The organism is Microbacterium marinilacus (genome assembly GCF_019753765.1).
GTDB classification, from domain to species: Bacteria; Actinomycetota; Actinomycetes; order Actinomycetales; family Microbacteriaceae; genus Microbacterium; species Microbacterium marinilacus.
On sequence record NZ_JAIJZW010000007.1, the window covers coordinates 129,435 to 149,991 of the forward strand.

Here is a 20,557-nt window from a genome sequence, read left to right on the forward strand (position 1 = left end):
CTCAGCCGACGGCGGCCACCTCGGCGGCCGCGCGCAGTCCCCAGACGATCCAGAAGGCGCTGCAGCCGACGGCGCCGAGCCCCAGGCCGAGGCCCCACCACGCGAGCTCGCGGCCAGCACGGCGCGCGAGGAGCGCGACGCCCGCGAGCACCACGCCGACCACCGCGAGCGGCAGCGCCCATCCCGTGAACCACGACGCCGTCAGCGCGAACATCGCGACGCTCAGCGACCAGCTCGCGAGGCGACCGCGCGACGTGCGGCGGGCGGTCGGCGACGACGCCGTCGGGACGGCCACGCCCGCGTCCCGGGCCCGTTCGCGCGGCACGGTGACGGCGGGCCGCACCGACGAGGCGGCGCGGGTGTCGGCCTCGGCCGCCGGCGCCCCGGGGTCCGCGAGCGGAGCCGACGGATCCGTCATGCCGTCCCCACGGCCACCGCGTCCCGGGCCGCCACCTGGATCTGCGTGACCGGCAGGGTCGAGTCGGCGCCGAACTCGAGCGTCGACGGGGCGCGCCCCTCGCCGATCAGCTCTGCGGCGAGCGCGGCGATCATCGCGCCGTTGTCGGTGCACAGGCTCAGCGGAGGGATGCGCACGGTGACGCCCGCCGCCTCGGCCCGCGCCAGCGCGACGTCGCGCAGTCGGCGGTTGGCGATCACGCCGCCGCCGAGCAGCAGGCGGGGCACGCCGTGCTGCGCGCACGCGTCGAGCGCCTTGCCGACCAGCACGTCGACGACCGCCTCCCGGAAACTCGCGGCCACGTCCGCCACGGGCACCGGCTCGCCCGCCGCCTCGCGCTGCTCGATCCAGCGCGCCACGGCCGTCTTCAGCCCGGAGAACGAGAAGTCGTAGCGATGGGCGGCACGATCGCTGGCACGGGAGAGCCCGCGAGGGAATCGGATCGCCGTCGGATCGCCGTCGACGGCGGCCCGGTCGATCTCGGGGCCGCCGGGATAGGGCAGGCCGAGGATGCGTGCGACCTTGTCGAAGGCCTCGCCCGCGGCGTCGTCCACGGTCTCGCCCAGCAGCTCGACGTCGCTCGTCAGGTCGCGCACGAGCAGCAGCGAGGTGTGGCCGCCCGACACCAGCAGGGCGACCGTCGGATACTCCAGCGGCGGGGCGTCCGCGTCGAGGATGTCGGCCGCGATGTGCCCCACGAGGTGGTTGACGGCGTACAGCGGCTTGTCGAGCGACACCGCGAGCGCCTTCGCGGCGCCCACGCCGACCATGAGCGCCCCGGCGAGCCCGGGCCCGCTGGTGACCGCGACCGCGTCGACCTCGGCCAGCGTCACGCCCGCCTCGGCGACGGCGCGTTCGATGGCCGGCTGCAGCGCCTCGAGGTGCGCACGGGCGGCGACCTCCGGCACGACGCCGCCGTATCGGGCGTGCTCGTCCATGCTGCTGGCGATCGTGTTGCTCAGCAGGACGTGCCGCTCGCCGGGGCGGGAACGGCCCCGCACGATCCCGATGCCGGTCTCGTCGCAGCTCGTCTCGATCCCCAGCACCAGGGGTCCGCGCGGCATCGGGCCGGGGCCGGTCATGAGCATGCCCCCGCCTCGGCGGCCGTCGCGAGCGCGGTCGGGTTCCGTGCGGCGGCCCAGCCCTCGAGGTCGAGGCGCATCACCACGGCGTCGACGTCGTCCGGCTGATAGTAGCGGGGGCGACGGCCGAGCTCGGCGAACCCCTCCGACGCGTACAGCGCCTGTGCCACCGGGTTGTCGGCCCGCACCTCGAGGAACACCTCGCGGACGCGGCGTCCGGCGGCCTCCTGCAGCAGCGTGCGCAGCATCGCCCGGCCCCTCCCCCGCCCGCGGGCCTCCTCGGCGATCGCGATGGTCTGGACGTCGGCGTCACGCGAGCCCGGCAGGATGCGCACGCCGGCGTACCCGACGACGCGACCGGCGAGCTCGTCGACGAAGTAGCGCCCATGGGCACCGGTGAGCTCCTCGCGCATCATCGCCTCGGACCACGCGTCGGTGGGGAACGAGGCGCGCTCGAGCCGCATGACGGCGTCGAGGTCGTCGCCCGTTGCGGGCCGGATCCGCGCCGCGGAGGGGCCGGTCATGCGCGCACCTTCTTCGGGGCGTGGCCGACCGTCACGTCGGGCGAGCGCAGGTACAGCGGCTCGGTCTCGGCGAGCTCGCCGGTCGGCGCCCAGCCGGAGGCGAGCATCGACGCCGCCACGCGGCCCAGCGCGTCGGCGGGGATCTCGGTCACGGGCACGACCTCGGCCGTTCGCGCTCCGCCCCGGGCGCCGTCGGAGGCGGGACCGGCGGCGACCGAGAGCAGCGGGTCGGCGGCGAGGTCGACGTCGTTCGCGCGCAGCTCCGGACCGGCGACGCGGCGCGGGAGGCCGTTCGCGTCCCGGCCGTCGAACACCGTGACGGCGTTCTCGCGGCGGCGCGCGTCGGTGACGACGGCGAAGGGAGCCGTCGCGCCCGCGTCCAGGTGGGCGAGCGCGGCCGCGACGTGGCCCGGCACCGGGACGACGGGGATGCCGCGCCCCAGCGCGAAGGCCCGCGCGGCGGCGATGCCGATGCGCAGACCGGTGAACGCGCCGGGGCCCATCCCGGCTGCGACGTGGGTGACGTCGGCCGGGCTCACGCCCGCGTCCGCGAGCGCGCGCTGCAGCAGCGTGCCGATGACCTCCGCGTGGCCCAGCGTGTTCTCGCTCCGCGCGACGGCGCGCACGGCACCGTCCGGCTCGACGATCGCGACGGTCGAGCCGAGCGACGTGTCGACGGCGAGGATCACCCCACCAGGGTATCCACGCTGTCTGACGGGAAGCCGGGCACCGCTGCCCGGCGCGCCGGACGCGCGGCCCTCAGGCGGTGACGCGCGCGATCGTGACGACCCGCGGCGCGTCGAGGTCGAGGTCCTCGGCGTCGGTTTCGTCGGCGACGTCTCCGACGGGCCGCTCGATCTCGACGTCGATCCACGAGTCGCGCAGGCCGTCGACCTTGCCGCGCCCCCACTCGACGATCGTGACGGATCCGTCGACGTCGACGTCGAGGTCGTCGAGCTCCATCGCCGAGGCGAGGCGATACGCGTCGGCGTGCACGAGCGGGGCGCCGCCGACGAGCGACGGATGCGTCCGCGCGATCACGAAGGTGGGGCTCTGGACCGGGCCGCGCACCCCGAGGCCCTCGGCGATGCCGCGCGTCAGGGTGGTCTTGCCCGCCCCGAGCGGACCGGTGAGCACGATCAGGTCGCCCGCGGTCAGGCCTGCGCCCAGCCGAGCGCCGAGCCGCTCCATGTCGGCGGCGGTCGCGACCTCGTGCCGTCCGAGAAGGTCCTCGGCGATCATCCGCGCTCCGCGGCGGCCCCGGTCTCGCCCGCCGGGCTCGCACCCTCGGCGCGCACCCGCGGCACGCGCGGGCCGATGCGCGTGACGATCTCGTAGTTGATCGTGCCGGCCGCCGACGCCCACTCCGCCGCGGAGGGGTGCCCCGCGGCGGGGTCACCGAACAGGACGACCTCGTCGCCCACCGCGACCGGGTGATCGCCGACGTCGACCACGAACTGGTCCATCGCGATGCGGCCGGCCACCGTGAACCGTGCCCCGCCGATCACGACGGGGCCGGCGCCGGACGCCTGGCGCGGCACGCCGTCGGCGTAGCCGAGCGGCACGAGCGCGAGGGTGCTCTCAGCGGCGGTGCGGTGCGCGTAGCCGTAGGACACCCCCTGGCCGCCCGGCACGCGGCGCACCGCGGCCACGCGAGCGCGCAGCGTCATCGCGGGCCGCAGCCCGATGCCGGCCGCCGGGTCGTCGGCGGCCGGACGGTCGGCGAAGGGCGACAGCCCGTACAGGCCGATGCCGATCCGCACGGCGTCGAGCCGAGCCTCGGGCAGCGCGATCGCCGCGGCGGTCGCGGCGATGTGGCGCACGGCGGGGCGCAGGCCCGCGGCCTCGGCGGCCGCGACGCCCACCTCGAAGCGCCGCACCTGCACGCGGTCGTCGTCGTCGGAGGTGTTGGAGAGGTGGCTGAACAGCCCCTCGACGTGCAGGCGCCCCTCGTCCTCCAGCCTCGCGGCCTCGCGGAAGACGTCGGCCCAGTCCTGCGAGGCGATGCCGTTGCGGCCGAGCCCGGTCTCGAGCTTGAGGTGGACGACGGCGCGCGTCGACTCGGCGGCCCGCGCGACAGCGTGCAGCTGCGCGAGGCTCGAGACGCCGACCTGGACGTCGCGGGCGACGGCGTCGACGAACGTCTCGTCGGGGTCGTGCAGCCACGCGAGCACGGGTGCCTCGATGCCGGCGTCCCGCAACGCGATGGCCTCGCGGATGTCGGCGACGCCGAGTCGCGTCGCCCCGCCGGCGAGCGCGGCGCGGGCGACGTCCGCCGCGCCGTGCCCGTAGGCGTCGGCCTTGACGACGGCGATGAGCTCGCGCGTGCCCGCGAGGTCACGCAGCGTGCGGGTGTTGTGGGTGACGGCGGCGAGGTCGATGCGCGCCTCGCGCATGCCCGTCATCGCGGCTCCTCCGGGTCCTCGGCCTCGGGCACGTCCAGCAGCGCGTCGCCGTCGCCGGCGGGCGCGTAGGCCGCCCCGACGGCGTCGACGGCATCGCCGCCGAGCACGCCCGCGGTGGCGCCCTCGGCGGTGACGTACGCGATCGCCAGGCCGGCGTCGTGCGACAGCGACAGGTGCAGCGAGGTGATGCCGCGCGCCGCGACGACGTCGGCGGTCGAGCCCGAGAGCGCGAACCGCGGCGGCACGCTCTCGCCCTCGCGGGCGATCTCGATCTCGTCCCAGTGGACGCCGTCCGATCCGCCCAACGCCTTGATCAGCGCCTCCTTGGCGGCGTAGCGGGCGGCGAGGGAGCGCAGCGGCAGGCCGCGCTCGGCGCCCGTGAACAGGCGGTCGAGCAGCTTGGGGGTGCGCTCGATCGTGCGCTCGAAGCGCGGGATGTCGACCAGGTCGACACCGATGCCCACGATCATGCGCGGTCCCTTCCTGTCATCCCGCCGAACCACGTCGTGCCGCCGAACGCACACCGGAGACCGGGGCGGGTTCGGCCGGTCGACGTGGTTCGGCACACGGGTGAGCGCTTACTCGACCGTGACCGACTTGGCGAGGTTGCGCGGCTGGTCGACGTCGAGGCCCTTCGCCTCGGCCAGGCCCATCGCGAAGACGTGCAGCGGCACGACGGCCAGGATCGGCTCGAACAGCGGGGCCGCGAGCGGGATGCGCAGCACCTCGTCGGCGCTCGGCAGCACGGCGGCGTCGCCCGCCTCGGCGATCGCGATGACGCGCGCGCCGCGGGCGCGGATCTCCTCGATGTTGGAGACGACCTTGGAGTGCAGCACCTGCGCTCCGCGCGGGGACGGCACGACGACGAACACGGGCTGCCCGGGCTCGATCAGCGCGATGGGGCCGTGCTTGAGCTCGCCGGCGGCGAAGCCCTCGGCGTGGATGTACGACAGCTCCTTGAGCTTGAGCGCGCCCTCGAGCGCGATCGGGTACCCCACGTGACGACCGAGGAACAGCACCGAGCGGGTGTCGGCCATCCAGTGCGCGAGCTGCTCGATGCGCTCCTGCTCGTTGTCGAGCACCCAGCGGATCTTGTCGGGCAGCGCCGACAGCTCCTCGATCTGCGCCGCCTGGTCGTCGGCGCCCATGGTGCCGCGCACGCGCGCCACGTGCAGGGCGAAGAGATACAGCGCCGTGATCTGCGCGACGAACGCCTTGGTCGATGCGACGGCGACCTCGGGCCCGGCGTGGGTGTAGACGATCGCGTCCGACTCGCGCGGGATGGTCGCCCCCTGCGTGTTGCAGATCGAGAGGGTCCTCGCTCCGAGCCGCGCGGCCTCCTTGACCGCCATGAGCGTGTCCATGGTCTCGCCCGACTGGCTGATGGAGATGACGAGGGTGTCGGGGCCGACGAGCGGGTCGCGGTACCGGAACTCGTGCGCCAGCTCGACCTCGACGGGGATCCTCGCCCACTGCTCGATCGCGTACTTGCCGACCAGGCCGGCGTATGCGGCGGTGCCGGCGCCGAGGATCACGATGCGCGAGATGTCCGCGAACAGGTCGTCGAGGCCGTCGAGCTCGGGGATCACCACGCGCCCCTCGTGCACGCGACCGCGGATCGTGTTGGCGACGGCCTCCGGCTCCTCGGAGACTTCCTTCGCCATGAAGCTCGACCAGCCGCCCTTCTCCGCCGCGGACGCGTCCCACATCACCTCGAACGGGGACGTCTCGACGTCGTTGCCGTCGAAGTCGGTGACGGTGACGCCGTCCGGGGTGATCGCGACGATCTGGTCCTGGCCGATCGCGAGCGCCTTGCGGGTGTGCTCGACGAACGCGGCGACGTCCGAGCCGAGGAAGTTCTCCCCCTCGCCGAGGCCGATCACGAGCGGGGAGTTGCGGCGCGCGCCGACGACGAGTCCGGGGTGGTCCTCGTGCATCGCGAGCAGCGTGAACGCGCCTTCGAGCCGGCGCGCCACGGCGCGGAACGCGGCCACCAGGTCGCCGCCCGCCGCGCGGTACTCGCGCCCGAGCAGCACCGCCGCGACCTCGGTGTCGGTCTGGCTGCGGAACCCGTGACCCTCCGCGACGAGCTCGGCCTTGAGCTCGGAGAAGTTCTCGATGATGCCGTTGTGGATGACTGCCAGCCGGTCGTCGTCGGCCAGGTGCGGGTGGGCGTTCAGGTCGGTGGGCCCGCCGTGGGTCGCCCAGCGGGTGTGGCCGATGCCTGTCGTGCCGGTGCCGATGGGACGCGCGTCGAGCTCTTCCCGCAGGCGGGCGAGCTTTCCGGCCTTCTTGGCGCTGTGCAGCGCGCCGTCGCCGTCGATGACCGCGATGCCGGCCGAGTCGTAGCCCCGGTACTCCAGGCGCGCCAGACCGGCGAGCAGGATGTCCTGGCTCTGTCGAGGGCCGACGTATCCGACGATTCCACACATGGCTCCGATCCTACGGTCGGCGCCTGGGAGGAGCGGTTGCGGCGCGACGTGACGGGCCGGGATCGCGGACGCCGGATCGCCGCCGGCGACCGGGGCCGGCGAGGGTCGTCAGCTCTCCTGAGCGCCGCGCGGGCGCCGGCGGTAGAGATGGTGCTCGCTGAAGCCGTGCGGGCGGTTCTCCTGCGGGACGTCGTCGGCGCCGAGACCGGCGATCAGCTCGCCGGGGTCGACCTCGAGCGCCACGGCGAGCTGGATGAGCTTGTGCAGCGTCGGGTTGCCGCGCCCCGACTCGATGCGCGTGAGGTGGGTGATGTCGATGTCCGCCGCCTCGGCGATCCACTTCCGGGACATGCCGCTCCGGTGGCGCAGGTCGCGGACGCGCTGCGCGATTTCCAGGGAGGCGGGAGAGGAGGACATCCCTCCTGCATATCTGCGTGATCCATAAAGTCCAGTCGCACGCAGACGCTCGCATATATGCCATGGCATCTGTACACTCTGGGCTGTGCGCTCCGGCCCGGCGCACGGGGCAGCCCCCCATGCCTGTCCCCCGCCAGCCCCCCGGCGGAAACCCGAAGGGCCTCGGGCGGGGGCGTCGCCCACGCATCGCGACGCCCTCGCCCGTTCCGGAGGTCATGCTGCCCGCATCGCGTCACCACCCCGCAGGCGCCCGTCGACGCCCTCATGCGCCGGCGCGACGACACCCGACGAGGGGAGGCCGGTCGTGAGCACCGCCCCACTGTGGGTCGTGCCCCTGATCGTGTGGGTGTGCCTCCTGGGCGTCTACATCTGGCGATCCCTCGAGGACCGGGAGCGCTGAGCGCGCGACCCGAGCGCTCGTCACGGCTCCACCGAACGATGCACTCGAAGCATCGTTGCATCCAGATCGAGGCTTGGACAGGAATGATCGGACGCGCCTAGCGTGACACCTGACTCATCCGACAGCCGGCTCGCCGGCCCTGCCCCAGGAGCATCCGTGGCACGCTTCACCCCCGCCGAGCTGGCGGACCACCTCAAGGACGGACTGCTGTCCTTCCCCGTCACCGCCTTCGCCGCCGACCTCTCGTTCGACGAGCGCGCGTACCGCGAGCACGTCGAGTGGCAGTCCGGCTACGACGTCGCGGGCCTGTTCGCGGCGGGCGGCACGGGCGAGGGCTTCAGCCTCAGCCCCGCCGAGTCGGCGGCTGTGGTGCGCGCCGCGGTCGACAGCTCGCGCCCCGAGGTGCCCGTGCTCGCCTCGGCCGGCGGCGCGACGTGGCAGGCGGTCGAGAACGCCCGCGCCGCCGAAGAGGCCGGCGCCGAGGGGCTCCTCGTGCTGCCCCCGTACCTCACCGAGTGCGACCAGCGAGGGCTCGAGGCCCACGTCGACGCGATCGCGACGTCGACGCGTCTCGCGATCATCGTCTACAACCGCGGGAACGCGGTCTACTCGGCCGAGACCGTGGAGCGGCTGGCCGCACGCCACGAGAACTTCATCGGCTTCAAGGACGCGCTGGGCGACATCGAGCAGCTCGCCAAGGTGCGCGCGCGCAACGGCGACCGCCTGTTCTACCTCGGCGGCCTGCCCACCGCCGAGACGTTCGCGCTGCCGCTGCTGCAGATGGGGATGAGCACGTACTCGTCGGCGCTGTTCAACTTCGCCCCGGAGTTCGCGCTCGAGTTCTACCGCGACGTGCGCGCGCAGGACCGCGAGGCCGTGATGGAGAAGCTGTCGCGCTTCGTGCTGCCGTACCTCGAGCTGCGCGACCGCGGCCGCGGCTACGGCGTCTCGATCGTCAAGGCCGGCCTGCGCGCGGTGGGCCGCGACGCCGGCCCGGTGCGTCCGCCCCTGCACGACCTGCGGGACGACGAGTTCGCCGACCTGTCGGCACTGATCGAACGCGCCGGCATCCGCCGCGCGGCCGCCGTCTGAACCGGAAAGGACCCCTCATGACCGAACTCACCGGACACTCCCTGATCGCGGGCACCCGCGTCGTCGGCACCGCCGGCACCACCCACGGCATCTCGCCCGCCACCGGCGAGCGTCTCGAGCCGGCGTACACCCTGCTCGGCATCGACCAGCTGGCCGCCGCGACCGCCGCCGCCGAGGAGGCGTTCCCGTCGTTCTCGACGCTCGCGCCCGAGGCCCACGCCGCGTTCCTCGACGGCGTCGCCGACCGGATCGACGCACTGGGCGACGCGCTGATCGAGCGCGCCGCCCAGGAGACCGGGCTGCCTGTGGCGCGCCTCACCGGCGAGCGGGCGCGCACGACGGGGCAGCTGCGCCTGTTCGCCGAGGTCGTCCGCCAGGGCGACTTCCGTGGCGTCCGGGTCGACCCGGCGCTGCCCGACCGCACCCCGCTGCCCCGCCCCGACATCCGGCAGCGCAAGGTGCCGCTCGGCCCGGTGGCCGTGTTCGGCGCCTCGAACTTCCCCCTCGCGTTCTCCACGGCGGGCGGCGACACGGCGTCGGCGCTCGCGGCAGGCTGCCCCGTGGTGTTCAAGGCGCACAACGCGCATCCGGGCACGAGCGAGCTGGTGACGTCGGCGATCGCCGAGGCCGTCGCCGAGCACGGGCTGCACCCCGGGGTGTTCTCGCTCGTCTACGGTCCGGGGGCCGACGTCGGCCAGGCGCTCGTGGCGGATCCGCTCATCCAGGCGGTCGGCTTCACCGGCTCGCGCGCCGGGGGGCTCGCGATCGTCCGCACCACACAGGCCCGCCCCGTCCCGATCCCGGTGTACGCCGAGATGAGCTCGGTGAACCCGGTGTTCGTGCTGCCCGGCGCGCTCGACGGCGACGTGGACGCCCTCGCGGCGGCGTACGTGACGAGCGTCACGGGTTCGAGCGGCCAGCTCTGCACGCAGCCCGGCATCGCCTTCGTACCGCGCGGCGAACAGGGCGACCGCTTCGTCGCGGCGGCCGCGCACGCGCTCGGCGACGCGGTCGGGCAGGTCATGCTGACCCCCGGCATCGCGCGCGCCTGGCGCGACGGCGTCTCGGCTCGCGAGCAGCTCGACGTCGACGTGCTGGCGCGCGGTACGGACGGGGACGGCGACAACGCGCCCGCCCCCGTGCTGCACGCGACGGACGCGTCGACCTTCCTGGGCCTCGAGGCCCTGCAGGACGAGATCTTCGGCGCCGCCTCGCTCGTCGTGCGCTACGACGGCGCGGACGACCTCGCGGCGGCGGCCGGCCGACTGGAGGGACAGCTCACGGCGACGCTGCAGCTGACCGAACGCGATCACGAGCTCGCCGCGACGCTGCTGCCCGTGCTGGAGCGCAAGGCGGGGCGCATCCTCGCGAACGGGTGGCCCACCGGGGTCGAGGTGGGGCACGCCATGGTGCACGGCGGCCCGTTCCCCGCGACCTCGGACTCGCGGACCACGAGCGTGGGCACGCTCGCCATCGAGCGGTTCCTGCGGCCCGTCGCCTACCAGAACCTGCCCGACGCGCTGCTGCCGACGCCGCTTCGCGAGGGCAACCCCTGGCACCTCGTGCGCCGCGTGGACGGCGTGCTCGAGCAGCGCTGACCCGCGTTCGCCCCAGATGGGCGCATCCCTTCGGGGGTGCGCCCATCTGCTGTGTTACAGGTTATGAAGTTGTCTGATAGATTTTGTGGAGCACCCGGATCGCCTCAAGGACGAAGGATCAATGGCCTACACGCCCGACGCCATACGCTCGCTCACGCTGTCGACGCTCGCTCTGCCGCTGCAGACGCCGATCTCCGACGCGAAGGTCTTCACCGGACGGCAGAAGCCGATGACCGAGGTCGTCTTCCTGCTCGCCGAGATCGAGACGGAGCAGGGCTTCTCCGGGCACGGCTTCAGCTACTCCAAGCGCGCGGGCGGCCCCGCACAGTACGCCCACGCCAAGGAGGTCGCCGCCGCCGCGATCGGCGAGGACCCCAACGACATCCAGCGCCTCTACACGAAGCTACTGTGGGCCGGCGCCTCCGTCGGCCGTTCCGGCGTCGCGACGCAGGCGCTCGCCGCCATCGACATCGCGCTGTACGACCTCAAGGCCAAGCGGGCCGGGCTTCCGCTCGCCAAGCTGCTCGGCGCGCACCGCGACTCCGTCCGCACGTACAACACCTCCGGCGGCTTCCTCAACGCCTCGATCGACGAGGTGCGCGAGCGCGCCTCGCAGTCGATCGAGCAGGGCATCGGCGGCATCAAGATCAAGGTGGGGCTCCCCGACTCCGGCGAGGACCTGCGCCGCGTGCGCGCCGTGCGCGAGCACATCGGCGACGCCGTGCCGCTGATGGTCGACGCGAACCAGCAGTGGGACCGCGCCACCGCGCTGCGGATGGGCCGCCGCCTGGAGGAGTTCGACCTGGTCTGGATCGAGGAGCCGCTCGACGCCTACGACGCGGAGGGCCACGCGGATCTCGCCCGCGCCCTCGACACCCCCATCGCGACGGGAGAGATGCTCGCGTCCGTCGCCGAGCACGAGCGGCTCATCGCCGCACGGGCGTGCGACATCATTCAGCCCGACGCACCGCGCGTCGGCGGGATCACCCAGTTCCTGCGCCTGATGACCTTCGCCGACCAGGCGGGTCTCGATCTCGCCCCGCACTTCGCGATGGAGATCCACCTGCACCTGGCCGCCTGCTACCCGCGCGAGCCGTGGGTGGAGCACTTCGACTGGCTCGACCCGCTCTTCGAGGAGCGCCTCGAGACGCGCGACGGCCGCATGGTCGTGCCCGACCGCCCCGGCCTCGGCATCACCTTCAGCGGCCAGGCCCGCGCCTGGACGACCGAGTCGGTGACCGTGTCGAGATGAGCCCGGCCCGGCCGCCGCGCCGGGTCTCCGTCCCACCCGACGGGAGCAACGCCCGCGGCACAGCCGCCGCGGACACAATGACAGAGAGGTCTTGGAAGATGTCAGAACGCCTATCGACCCGCCGGATGTGGTGGATCGCGCTCATCGCCGGCATGGCGTCGTACATCGACGCCGCAGCGATGACGTCCAGCGGCACCGCGCTCGTGCTGCTCAAGGACACCCTGGCGCTCACCCCCGAGATGATCGGCGTGCTGTCGTCGGCGCTGACCTTCACGGTCGCGATCGGCGCCCTGTTCGGGGGCCGCCTCGGCGACCTGTTCGGCAGGAAGGTCGTCTTCCTGGCCACCATGGCGATGATCGCGGTCGGCTCGCTGCTGCTCGTGTTCGTCGAGGTGTTCCCCGGGCTGCTGGCGGGCATGATCCTCGTCGGGCTCGGCGCGGGCGCCGACCTGCCGGTCTCGCTGGCGACCATCGCCGAGATGGCGAAGGCGGGCCTGCGGGGCAGCATGATCGGGTTCAGCCACTTCCTGTGGAAGATCGGCAGCATGGTCGCGCTCGGCATCGCCACCGTCGTTGGAGACTGGGGACAGCTCGGCGCGCAGATCCTGTTCGGCCACATCGCCGTCATCACGCTGCTCACGCTGCTCGGCCGCATCTCGGTGCCCGAGTCCGCGCGCTGGCGCGCGGAACGGCTCGCCGAGAAGGCGGAGGCGACGAGCCGCTCGGACGCGGCGCTCGGCTGGAGCACGCTGAAGACCCTGCTCAAGCCGCCCTTCGTGACGTACTTCCTCGCCCTCGCGGCCTTCTACACGCTGATGAACCTCGGCTCGAACACCGTCGGCCAGTACGGCGCCTACATGTACACCGAGGTCGCCGACTCGACCGTGCAGGTGTACTCGACCGTGAAGCTCATCACGATGTTCCTCGGTGCGATCCTGGTGCTCGTGTTCATGAAGGTGGTCGCGACCCGGTGGCGCATGACGTGGTTCGCCGCGGGCGCCGCCTGCACGGTCGTCGCCATGTGCGTCCCGCTGGTGTTCGGCCCGCAGGTGTGGACCCTCCACATCATGATGTTCCTGTGGCTCGTGGGCACGGTGTTCGCGGGCGAGGGCATCATGAAGATCTGGACGCAGGAGTCGTTCCCGACCCTGCTGCGCTCGTCGGCGCAGGGCGCCATCATCGCCATCGCCCGCTTCGGCTCGGCGGGGCTCGCGCTCGTGACACCGGTCGTGCTCGCGAACGGCCCGCGCGCCCTGTTCGGGCTGCTCGCCGGGGCATGCCTGGTGGCGGTCGTGCTCGCCTTCGTCGTCTTCAGCCGGCAGCGCACCACCGCGATCGACGAGGAGGAGGCGCAGGAGGTCGGCCCGGAGCCCGTCGCCGTCCCCGACGCGCGCCTCGGTCGATGACGTCCACCGCGCTCGACGTCGTGCGGGCCGTCCGAGAGGGCGGCCCGCACGGGCGACCCCTGATGCGGTGGTGGTGGTTCTCCTCCCACCTCAGCGCGGAGGCGATCGACGCCGACCTCGACGCCATGGCCGCCGCGGGCATCGGCGGGGTCGAGGCCTGCTTCGTCTACCCCGTCGCCGAGCACGGCACGGGCTTCCTCTCGCCGGCGTTCCTCGAGCTCGTGTCGCACGCGGCGCGCGGCGCCGCGGCGCGCGGCCTGCGCTTCGACCTCACCCTCGGCGCCGGCTGGCCGTTCGGCGGCCCGCACGTCGACGAGGACCTCGCCGCACGGCGGCTGCACTGGGAGCGGATCGAGGTGGCTCCCGGCATCGAGGGCGTCGGCTACCGCGCCCCGCTCGACGGCGACCGGGTGATCGCCGCCTACGCCGGCGCGGGCTCGCTGCAGGAGCCGCCCCGGGAGTGGCAGCGGGTCGAGCTGAGCGCCCGGGAGGCCGCGCACGAGGGCGCGGGATCCCGGATCGAGGTGCCGCTGCTCGGGCGCGGCCCCCGCGTGGTGCTGGTCGCCGTCTCGCGCCTCACGGGCCAGAACGTCAAGCGCGCGCCGCACGGAGCCGAGGGGCTCGTGCTCGACCACTACTCCGCCGCGGCGGCGAGCGCCCACCTCGACCGGGTCGCCGCGCCCCTGGTGGGCGCCGCCGGCGCCGAGCGGGTGCACGCCGGGTTCTGCGACAGCTTCGAGGTCTTCGACGCCGACTGGACGCCGTCGCTGCCCGACGAGTTCCGCGTCCGCCGCGGCTACGAGCTGCTGCCGGAGCTCTGGATGCTGCACGCGCAGGCGCCGGGCTCGGAGCGCCTCCGGGCGGACGTGCTCGCGACGCTGACCGAGCTGTTCGAGGAGGCCTTCCTCGCGACGTTCCGGCGCTGGGCCGCAGCGCACGACATCCTGTTCCGGGCGCAGTGCTACGGCGAGCCGCCGATGCTGATGAGCAGCTTCCGGCACGTCGACCTGTTCGAGGGCGAGGGCTGGGGCTGGCGTCGCTGGACGAAGAACGGCTGGGCGGTGTCGGCCGCCGGCGCATACGGCAGGACGCTCGTGTCGTCGGAGACCTGGACGTGGGTGCGCTCCCCCTCGTTCCGCGCCGGGCCGTTCGACCTGCTGGGCGAGGCGTACGAGCACCTGCTGGGCGGCGTGAACCTGCTGGTGGGGCACGGATGGCCGCTCGGAGCGGCGCTCGGCGACGGACAGCCGGTCTTCTACGCCTCCGGTGCGCTGGACGCCCGCAACCCGTGGTGGCCCGTGGCGCCGGAGCTGTTCACGGGCCTGGGCCGGATGTGCGCGGCCCTCCAGCTCGGCACCCGAGTCGCACAGGTCGCGATCTACCATCCGGTGGCCGAGCTGCGTGCGCGCCCCGACGGCGAGCGTCCGCTGGATCTCTGGCGGCAGACGCGGCGCTTCGTCGACGACGACTTCCTCTCCGCCGTGCGCACCGAGGGGCTGGACGCCGACGTGCTCGACGACGACATGCTGCGGGCCGGCGGCGCCGAGAGGTTCGACGTCGTGCTCGTGCCCGCCGGCTGCACCCCGACGCCGGTCGCGGAGGAGGTGCTGCGCCGCTCGGGCCGCCGCGTGGTCCGCCTCTCCGCGGCCGAAGGAGAGGCCCGCACCGCCGAGATCCGGGGCGCGCTCGCGGGGCTCGTCCCGCCCCTGTCGACGAGCAGGCCGACGACCGTCGGCGTCACGACCCGACGCCTCGACGACGCCTGGCTGTCACTGGTGGTGAACACCGCGGAGACCGACAGCACCGTCACGCTGAGCGCCGCCGACCGCGACCGCGTCCTCACCGTCTGGGACGCCGTCACGGGCGAGGCGCGGACGGTGGCGGAGGGCGGCGTCGCCACGATCCGCCTGGGCTCCTACGAGGGCGTGCTCGTCGCGCAGGCCGGCAGGGCGTTGGACACGGCGCCGGAGGCCGCGCCGTCGGGCGCCGCGATCAGCCCGACCGGCTGGGCGCTGGCCTCGCCGGACGGGACGCGCGAGGTCTCCCTGCCGCACGTGTGGGAGGACGACCCGCTGGTGCCGCAGGGCACCGAGCGCCTCGCCTACGAGGCGGAGCTCCACCTGCCGGAGGGCGGCGCCGCGGTGCTGGACTTCGGCGATCCGCTGCCCCCGCCGCCCGCCCTCGCCGGCGCCGGGGGCCTGCGCGGCAACTCCTTCGCCGCGCCCGCGACCCCGCCGATCGGCGCCGCCGCGCGCGTCCTCGTCGACGGCACGCCCGCGGGCGGCGTGTGGCGGACGCCGTCGACGGTCTCGCTGGGCACGCTCGCGGCCGGCGTCCACCGCCTGCGCGTCGAGGTCACGGGCCTCGGCGTGGGCCCGACGGCCGCCGGCGCCGCGGATGGCGCCGCAGCGGAGGTGCGCGCGGCGACGGGAGCGCGGTTCCGCGTACAGGACGCCGCGAGCCGGGCGGACGGCGTGCGTTCGGGCATCCTGCGCGCCCCGGTCGTGCGCATCACGCGCTGAGCCCCGCCCCGCCGCGGGGCACGGATCGGGGCGGGCCCGCCGCGGATGGGACGATGGGTCGATGAGCACAACGCGCGCCGAGGAGATCTCGCGGGTCCTCGCCGACCGGATCGTCGAGGGGACCATCGCGCCCGGGGAGCGCCTGCCCAGCGAGGCGCGCCTCGTCGACGAGTTCGGCGCGAGCCGGCCGGTGGTGCGGGAGGCGCTGCACCGCCTGCAGTCGCGGGGCCTGGTGCGCACCCGCGTGGGCTCGGGCAGCTATGCGCTGACCCCGCCCGCACCGACGTCGGGCGACGACTGGCTCTCGGCGCGCGACGACTCCGAGCGCTCCGAGCTGCACGCGTTCCGCATCGCGGTCGAGGCCGAGGCGGCCGCGCACGCGGCGCGGGCGGCGACGCCCGAGGCGACGGCCGAGATCGATGCCGCCCTGGCCGCCCTCGAGCGCGCGCAGCTGCCGGTCGAGACGGTCGAGGCGGACTTCGCGTTCCACCGGGCGATCGCCGCCGCCTCGGGCAACCGCTACCTGCTGGCGGCGCTCGACCGCATGGGCGCCCGGGTCATCGTGCTGCCGCCCGCCCGGATCTCCGATGCGCAGCGGGACGCTGCGGAGGCGGCGGCCGTGCTGGCGGAGCACCGCTCGGTCGCGACGGCCATCCGGCTCGCCGACCCGCTCGCGGCCTCGGCCGCCATGCGGGCGCACCTCACGGCGTCCACCGCCCGCCGCGCCGCCCGCTGACCGCGCCCGGGCGGGGCCGCCGGCCTCGCGCGACGGGTCAGAGCTTGCGCAGCAGCACGGACTCGACGGAGTGGTCGGCGCCCTTCCTGAGCACGAGCGACGCGCGGTGCCTGGTGGGCAGCACGTTCTCGACGAGGTTCGGCAGGTTGATGTCGTTCCAGTAGCCGCGCGCGGTGTCGATCGCCTCGTCGTCGGACAGGTGCGCGAACACGTTGAAGTGCGACGCCGGGTTGGCGAACGCGCCCTCGCGCAGCGCCAGGAAGCGATCGATGTACCACTGCTCGATGTGCCCCGCGTCGGCGTCGACGTAGATCGAGAAGTCGAACAGGTCGCTGACGGCGACGTCGTTCGGGGCGGGCGGGGGCTGCAGCACGTTGAGCCCCTCGACGATGACCACGTCGGGCCGCCTGACCACCACGTGCGCGTCCGGCATGATGTCGTACTTCATGTGCGAGTAGAACGGCGCGCGCACCTCGTCGGCGCCGCTCTTCACCTCCGTGACGAACTCCACGAGCCCTCGACGGTCGTACGACTCGGGGAAGCCCTTGCGCTCCATGAGGCCGCGGCGCTCGAGCTCGGCGTTCGGATACAGGAAGCCGTCGGTGGTGACGAGCTCCACGCGCGGGGTGTCTGCCCAGCGGCTCATCAGCTCGCGCAGCAGTCGCGCGATGGTCGACTTCCCGACGGCGACCGAGCCGGCGACGCCCACCACGAACGGCGTGGTGCGCTCGGCGGCCTGGTCGGGCGGGGTGCCCAGGAAGTCGCTGACCTCGCTGCCGAGCCGGCGCGTGGTCTTCGCGTAGATCGAGAGCAGGCGGCTCAGCGGCAGGTAGACCTCCCGCACCTCCGTGAGGTCGAGCCGGTCGCCGATGCCGCGCAGCTTGATGACCTCCGACTCGGTGAGCGGCTGGTCCATCCCGGCCGCGAGGCGCGACCAGTCGTCGCGCGCGATCTCGCCGTAGAGCGAGAGCGGCGCGGAGGGAGGGGCTGCGGCACTCATCCGGCCCATCGTATCGGCGCGGCCGCCGGCGTCCGGCACGTTCAGCGTCCCCTGCGGGCCTCGCCGACGAGCAGCGCCACGAGATACACGCCGCCGAGCACCACCGTGACGACGCCCACCGGCACGGGGCTGGCCGGCACGTGCTGCGCGAGCATGTCCGCCCCGAGCAGCAGGAAGCCCCCGGTGAGGGCGGAGTGCAGCAGCGGGATGCCGCCCGAGCCCGCGATGCGCCGCGCGATCTGCGGGGCGGACAGGGCGACGAAGGCGATCGGCCCGGTGGTCGCCGTGACGAGCGCGGTCAGCACGACACCGAGGCCGAGGATGCCGAGACGGGCGGGCTCGACGCGCACGCCGTGGGACGCCGCGGTCTCGTCGCCCAGCTCGAGCTGGCGCAGGGTGTGAGCGGCGAGGATGACCAGCGGCGCGGCCACGGCGAGCGCGATCGCGCCGGGCAGCACGTCTCGCCACGCCGCCAGCGAGAGGGATCCAGCGCCCCACATCGCCGCGGTCATCGCGACCTCCGCCTTGGCGCGCAGCAGCAGCCAGATGTTGACGCCGTGCAGCATGGCGGTCACGCCGACGCCGACCACGATCAGCCGGAACCCCTGCACGCCGCGGCGGTAGGCGAGCAGGTACACGACGACGGCGGTGGCGGCGCCGCCGAGGAGAGCGCCGGTCGTCGAGGCCGCGGCGCCCAGGCCGAGGACGACGGTCGCGAAGATGACGCCCGTGTACGAGCCGGTCGCGAAGCCGATGATGTCGGGCGAGCCGAGCGGGTTTCGCGTGATGGTCTGGAACAGCGCGCCGGCGACTCCCAGCGCCGCGCCGAACAGCAGCGCGGCGACCACGCGCGGCAGCCGCCACTCGAGCACGACGGTCGAGTCGAACCCGCCCTGCCCCGTCAGCGCCACGACCACCTCGCCGATCGTGAGCCCCAGATCGCCCAGCGCGAGCGCCACGATCGACAGCGCGCCGGCGAGGGCGCCCAGCAGCGCCGCGGTGAGCACGGAGCGACGACGGCGGGAGTGCAGCGCGAGGCGCACGTCCTGCACGGCGGCGTCGACGGCGGTCACAGCGCGATCACCCGCCGGCGGCGCACGAGCGCGATCAGCACGGGCGCCCCCACGAAGGCGGTGACGATGCCGACGGGCACCTCTCCGGGCCAGAGCACGACGCGGGCGATGATGTCGGAGGCGAGCAGGATCACCGGCGCGTACAGCAGCGTCAGACCGGTGATCCAGCGCTGGTCGGGCCCGGCGAGCGCGCGGGCGAGGTGCGGCACCATGAGGCCGAGGAACGAGATCGGCCCGGCGACGGCTGTCGCGCCGCCGGCGAGCAGCGCGATGGCGAGCACGGCCCCGGCCCGGGTGAGCCCCACCTTCGCGCCGAGCGAGCGGGCCACGTCCTCGCCGAGCGCGAGCGCGTTCAGCGGGCCGCCCACCAGCAGAGCGAACGCGAGACCCACGGCGAGGAACGGCAGCAGCGGCACGAGCACGTCCCAGCCGCGCTCGAGCAGCGTGCCCGCCTCCCAGACCTGCAGCGCGTTGAACGTGCGTGGCGCGGAGAGCCGCAGGCCGCCGACGATGCCCGTCAGGACGGCCGAGAAGGCCACGCCCGCGAGCGTGAGCTTGACAGGGTCGATGCGGGCGGCCCCGCCGCCGATCAGGGCGACCGCCACGGTCGCGACCAGCGCGCCGCCGAACGCGAACCACGCGTACTGCGTCGGCGCGGAGGCGCCGAGCAGCGCCACGGCGAGCGCGACCGAGAAGGACGACCCCGCGGTCACCCCGAGGATGCCGGGATCCGCCAGCGGGTTGCGGGTGATCGACTGGATGAGAGCGCCCGCGACGCCGAGCGCCGCCCCGGTCACGACGCCCACCACCGTGCGCGGCACGCGCAGCTCGACGATCGCGTGCAGGTCGGCCGGCGCGACGTCCCCGCCCGTCAGCGCCGCCAGGACGACGTCGGGCGGGACCGGGCGGCTGCCGATCGCGAGGCTCAGCACCACGACCGCGGCGAGCGCCGCGATGCCTCCCCCGAGCGCGAGAAGGCGTCGGGAGCGGGCGGACATGATGTGGTTAGGCTAGCCTCAGCAGTCGCGGGATCGCGAATCCCGCCGTCCGGGTGTCACCCGTCAACCGTCCCCAGACGAAGAAGGTCCTCTCCTATGCGTTCCCTCCGAGGTCTCGCCGTCGTCGCCGTCGTCGGCGCCCTGGCGCTCACCGCGTGCTCGTCCCCCGCCGCCGACGAGCCGGCCGCCGACTCCAGCGCCGGTTCCGCCGACTCGGGCTACCCCGTGACGATCCCGACGAACTTCGGCGACGTCACGATCGACGAGAAGCCCGAGCGCGTCGTCGCGCTCGGCTGGGGCGATGCCGAGCTCGCGCTCGCGTTCGACGTGCAGCCCGTCGGCGCGGCCGACTGGCTGGCGTTCGGCGGGGAGGGCGTCGGCCCGTGGTCCGAGGGCCTGTACGACGAGGCCCCCGAGATCCTCGGCACCCTCGAGCTGTCGTACGAGGCGGTCGCGGCGCTCGAGCCCGACCTCATCCTGGACGTGCGCGGCGCCGGCGACGCGGAGCGCTACGAGCGCCTGTCCTCGATCGCGACGACCGTCGGCGTGTCCGAGGGCGGCGAGGGCTACAAGACCCGGCCCGACGAGCAGGTGCGCATGGTGGGCGCGGCCCTCGGCCAGCCGGAGCGCGCCGAGGAGATGCTCGCCGAGGTCGACGCGGCGTTCGCCGAGGTGACCGAGGCGCACCCCGAGTGGGCGGGCAAGACCTTCACCGCCGCGACCCGCACGAGCGAGGGCTGGGGCGCGTACTTCGACGACGCCCGCAGCCTGTTCCTCGAGGACCTGGGCTTCGTGCCCAACGAGACGATCACCGACCTCTCCGACACGAGTGAGAACGGCTGGAGCGTCAAGATCTCGCCCGAGCAGCTCGACCTGCTGGACGCCGACCTGATCGTCGCCTTCCCGATCTGGATCGAGACCACCGAGATCACCGAGGACGCCGGCTGGCAGCAGATCCCGGCGGTCGAGGACGGGCGTGCCGTGGTGATCGACGGCAACGTGTCGCAGTCGTTCTCGCTCGGCACGCCGGCGTCGAAGCTGTACGCGATCGAGAACCTCGTCCCGCTCCTCGAGGACGCGATCGACTGATCCTTCGCGGGTGCGCCGGCGCGGATAGGGCCGGGGCCCCCGCCGGGATCGGCCGCAAATGAACCACGCAAACC

At 74.1% G+C, this 20,557-nt stretch carries 18 protein-coding genes and 1 pseudogene; 7 read left to right on the forward strand and 12 right to left on the reverse strand.

Features of this window, described 5'->3' with window-relative positions; translation table 11 throughout:
• Window position 1: 1 nt before the first annotated feature.
• From K5S26_RS12725 to K5S26_RS12765, 9 genes and pseudogenes are all read right to left on the reverse strand, one after another.
• A complete protein-coding gene (locus tag K5S26_RS12725) occupies window positions 2-418 on the reverse strand; it encodes a hypothetical protein (RefSeq protein WP_221858720.1) in 417 nt (138 codons plus the stop codon).
• On the reverse strand, window positions 415-1,521 hold the full coding sequence (gene tsaD, locus K5S26_RS12730; protein WP_221858956.1) for a tRNA (adenosine(37)-N6)-threonylcarbamoyltransferase complex transferase subunit TsaD: 1,107 nt from the start codon (window positions 1,519-1,521) through the stop codon (window positions 415-417). Before tsaD ends, K5S26_RS12725 begins: the two co-directional genes overlap by 4 nt.
• A gap of 14 nt (window positions 1,522-1,535) precedes the next feature.
• The gene (rimI, locus tag K5S26_RS12735) at window positions 1,536-2,063 is read right to left on the reverse strand and encodes a ribosomal protein S18-alanine N-acetyltransferase (protein WP_221858722.1); all 528 of its coding nucleotides are present in this window, start codon (window positions 2,061-2,063) and stop codon (window positions 1,536-1,538) included.
• Window positions 2,060-2,752 (reverse strand): tRNA (adenosine(37)-N6)-threonylcarbamoyltransferase complex dimerization subunit type 1 TsaB, encoded by a 693-nt coding sequence (gene tsaB / locus K5S26_RS12740; protein ID WP_221858724.1) that lies wholly within the window; start codon window positions 2,750-2,752, stop codon window positions 2,060-2,062. The genes rimI and tsaB overlap by 4 nt, the downstream gene beginning before the upstream one ends.
• A gap of 70 nt (window positions 2,753-2,822) precedes the next feature.
• Window positions 2,823-3,305 (reverse strand): tRNA (adenosine(37)-N6)-threonylcarbamoyltransferase complex ATPase subunit type 1 TsaE, encoded by a 483-nt coding sequence (gene tsaE, locus K5S26_RS12745; RefSeq protein WP_221858733.1) that lies wholly within the window; start codon window positions 3,303-3,305, stop codon window positions 2,823-2,825.
• Complete coding sequence (gene alr, locus K5S26_RS12750; protein ID WP_221858735.1) at window positions 3,302-4,468, reverse strand: alanine racemase; 1,167 nt, start codon at window positions 4,466-4,468, stop codon at window positions 3,302-3,304. Before alr ends, tsaE begins: the two co-directional genes overlap by 4 nt.
• Before the next feature lie 122 nt (window positions 4,469-4,590).
• Window positions 4,591-4,938: pseudogene (locus tag K5S26_RS12755) on the reverse strand (holo-ACP synthase); the annotation flags it as partial.
• Window positions 4,939-5,046: 108 nt separating this feature from the next.
• Window positions 5,047-6,900: a glutamine--fructose-6-phosphate transaminase (isomerizing) gene (gene glmS / locus K5S26_RS12760; protein WP_221858738.1), complete on the reverse strand. Its 1,854-nt coding sequence runs from the start codon at window positions 6,898-6,900 to the stop codon at window positions 5,047-5,049.
• A 108-nt stretch (window positions 6,901-7,008) separates the two neighbouring features.
• Window positions 7,009-7,317: a helix-turn-helix domain-containing protein gene (locus K5S26_RS12765; protein WP_221858740.1), complete on the reverse strand. Its 309-nt coding sequence runs from the start codon at window positions 7,315-7,317 to the stop codon at window positions 7,009-7,011.
• Window positions 7,318-7,873: 556 nt separating this feature from the next.
• Here K5S26_RS12765 and kdgD point away from each other — a divergent pair.
• The 6 genes from kdgD to K5S26_RS12795 all read left to right on the forward strand — a co-directional run bounded on the left by kdgD (window position 7,874) and on the right by K5S26_RS12795 (window position 16,323).
• Window positions 7,874-8,809: a 5-dehydro-4-deoxyglucarate dehydratase gene (gene kdgD, locus K5S26_RS12770; RefSeq protein WP_221858742.1), complete on the forward strand. Its 936-nt coding sequence runs from the start codon at window positions 7,874-7,876 to the stop codon at window positions 8,807-8,809.
• A 17-nt stretch (window positions 8,810-8,826) separates the two neighbouring features.
• Window positions 8,827-10,407: an aldehyde dehydrogenase (NADP(+)) gene (locus K5S26_RS12775; RefSeq protein WP_221858744.1), complete on the forward strand. Its 1,581-nt coding sequence runs from the start codon at window positions 8,827-8,829 to the stop codon at window positions 10,405-10,407.
• Window positions 10,408-10,528: 121 nt separating this feature from the next.
• Complete coding sequence (locus K5S26_RS12780) at window positions 10,529-11,659, forward strand: L-talarate/galactarate dehydratase (protein WP_221858746.1); 1,131 nt, start codon at window positions 10,529-10,531, stop codon at window positions 11,657-11,659.
• 98 nt (window positions 11,660-11,757) lie between these two features.
• Complete coding sequence (locus K5S26_RS12785; RefSeq protein ID WP_221858748.1) at window positions 11,758-13,065, forward strand: MFS transporter; 1,308 nt, start codon at window positions 11,758-11,760, stop codon at window positions 13,063-13,065.
• The gene (locus tag K5S26_RS12790; RefSeq protein WP_221858750.1) at window positions 13,062-15,587 is read left to right on the forward strand and encodes a glycosyl hydrolase; all 2,526 of its coding nucleotides are present in this window, start codon (window positions 13,062-13,064) and stop codon (window positions 15,585-15,587) included. The genes K5S26_RS12785 and K5S26_RS12790 overlap by 4 nt, the downstream gene beginning before the upstream one ends.
• Before the next feature lie 61 nt (window positions 15,588-15,648).
• Window positions 15,649-16,323, forward strand: a complete 675-nt coding sequence (locus K5S26_RS12795; protein WP_221858752.1) for a FadR/GntR family transcriptional regulator — start codon at window positions 15,649-15,651, stop codon at window positions 16,321-16,323.
• 37 nt (window positions 16,324-16,360) lie between these two features.
• On the opposite strand, the gene coaA is transcribed toward K5S26_RS12795, so the two are convergent.
• From coaA to K5S26_RS12810, 3 genes are read right to left on the reverse strand one after another with little or no spacing between them, the layout of a single operon-like run.
• The gene (gene coaA / locus K5S26_RS12800) at window positions 16,361-17,332 is read right to left on the reverse strand and encodes a type I pantothenate kinase (protein WP_221858958.1); all 972 of its coding nucleotides are present in this window, start codon (window positions 17,330-17,332) and stop codon (window positions 16,361-16,363) included.
• A 32-nt stretch (window positions 17,333-17,364) separates the two neighbouring features.
• The gene (locus K5S26_RS12805) at window positions 17,365-18,396 is read right to left on the reverse strand and encodes a FecCD family ABC transporter permease (RefSeq protein WP_221858754.1); all 1,032 of its coding nucleotides are present in this window, start codon (window positions 18,394-18,396) and stop codon (window positions 17,365-17,367) included.
• Window positions 18,393-19,394 (reverse strand): FecCD family ABC transporter permease, encoded by a 1,002-nt coding sequence (locus K5S26_RS12810; protein WP_221858756.1) that lies wholly within the window; start codon window positions 19,392-19,394, stop codon window positions 18,393-18,395. The genes K5S26_RS12805 and K5S26_RS12810 overlap by 4 nt, the downstream gene beginning before the upstream one ends.
• A 96-nt stretch (window positions 19,395-19,490) precedes the next feature.
• On the opposite strand from K5S26_RS12810, the gene K5S26_RS12815 reads away from it, so the two are divergent.
• A complete protein-coding gene (locus K5S26_RS12815) occupies window positions 19,491-20,483 on the forward strand; it encodes an iron-siderophore ABC transporter substrate-binding protein (protein ID WP_221858758.1) in 993 nt (330 codons plus the stop codon).
• Window positions 20,484-20,557: the final 74 nt, after the last annotated feature.

Coding starts and splice junctions, on each gene's coding strand:
- K5S26_RS12765 (WP_221858740.1), bottom strand. CDS start 7,317: ATGTCCTCCTCTCCCGCCTCCCTGGAAATCGCGCAGCGCGTCCGCGAC.
- tsaD (WP_221858956.1), bottom strand. CDS start 1,521: ATGCCGCGCGGACCCCTGGTGCTGGGGATCGAGACGAGCTGCGACGAG.
- coaA (WP_221858958.1), bottom strand. CDS start 17,332: ATGGGCCGGATGAGTGCCGCAGCCCCTCCCTCCGCGCCGCTCTCGCTC.
- alr (WP_221858735.1), bottom strand. CDS start 4,468: ATGACGGGCATGCGCGAGGCGCGCATCGACCTCGCCGCCGTCACCCAC.
- tsaE (WP_221858733.1), bottom strand. CDS start 3,305: ATGATCGCCGAGGACCTTCTCGGACGGCACGAGGTCGCGACCGCCGCC.
- K5S26_RS12815 (WP_221858758.1), top strand. CDS start 19,491: ATGCGTTCCCTCCGAGGTCTCGCCGTCGTCGCCGTCGTCGGCGCCCTG.
- glmS (WP_221858738.1), bottom strand. CDS start 6,900: ATGTGTGGAATCGTCGGATACGTCGGCCCTCGACAGAGCCAGGACATC.
- K5S26_RS12725 (WP_221858720.1), bottom strand. CDS start 418: ATGACGGATCCGTCGGCTCCGCTCGCGGACCCCGGGGCGCCGGCGGCC.
- K5S26_RS12785 (WP_221858748.1), top strand. CDS start 11,758: ATGTCAGAACGCCTATCGACCCGCCGGATGTGGTGGATCGCGCTCATC.
- K5S26_RS12775 (WP_221858744.1), top strand. CDS start 8,827: ATGACCGAACTCACCGGACACTCCCTGATCGCGGGCACCCGCGTCGTC.
- rimI (WP_221858722.1), bottom strand. CDS start 2,063: ATGACCGGCCCCTCCGCGGCGCGGATCCGGCCCGCAACGGGCGACGAC.
- K5S26_RS12780 (WP_221858746.1), top strand. CDS start 10,529: ATGGCCTACACGCCCGACGCCATACGCTCGCTCACGCTGTCGACGCTC.
- K5S26_RS12810 (WP_221858756.1), bottom strand. CDS start 19,394: ATGTCCGCCCGCTCCCGACGCCTTCTCGCGCTCGGGGGAGGCATCGCG.
- K5S26_RS12790 (WP_221858750.1), top strand. CDS start 13,062: ATGACGTCCACCGCGCTCGACGTCGTGCGGGCCGTCCGAGAGGGCGGC.
- K5S26_RS12795 (WP_221858752.1), top strand. CDS start 15,649: ATGAGCACAACGCGCGCCGAGGAGATCTCGCGGGTCCTCGCCGACCGG.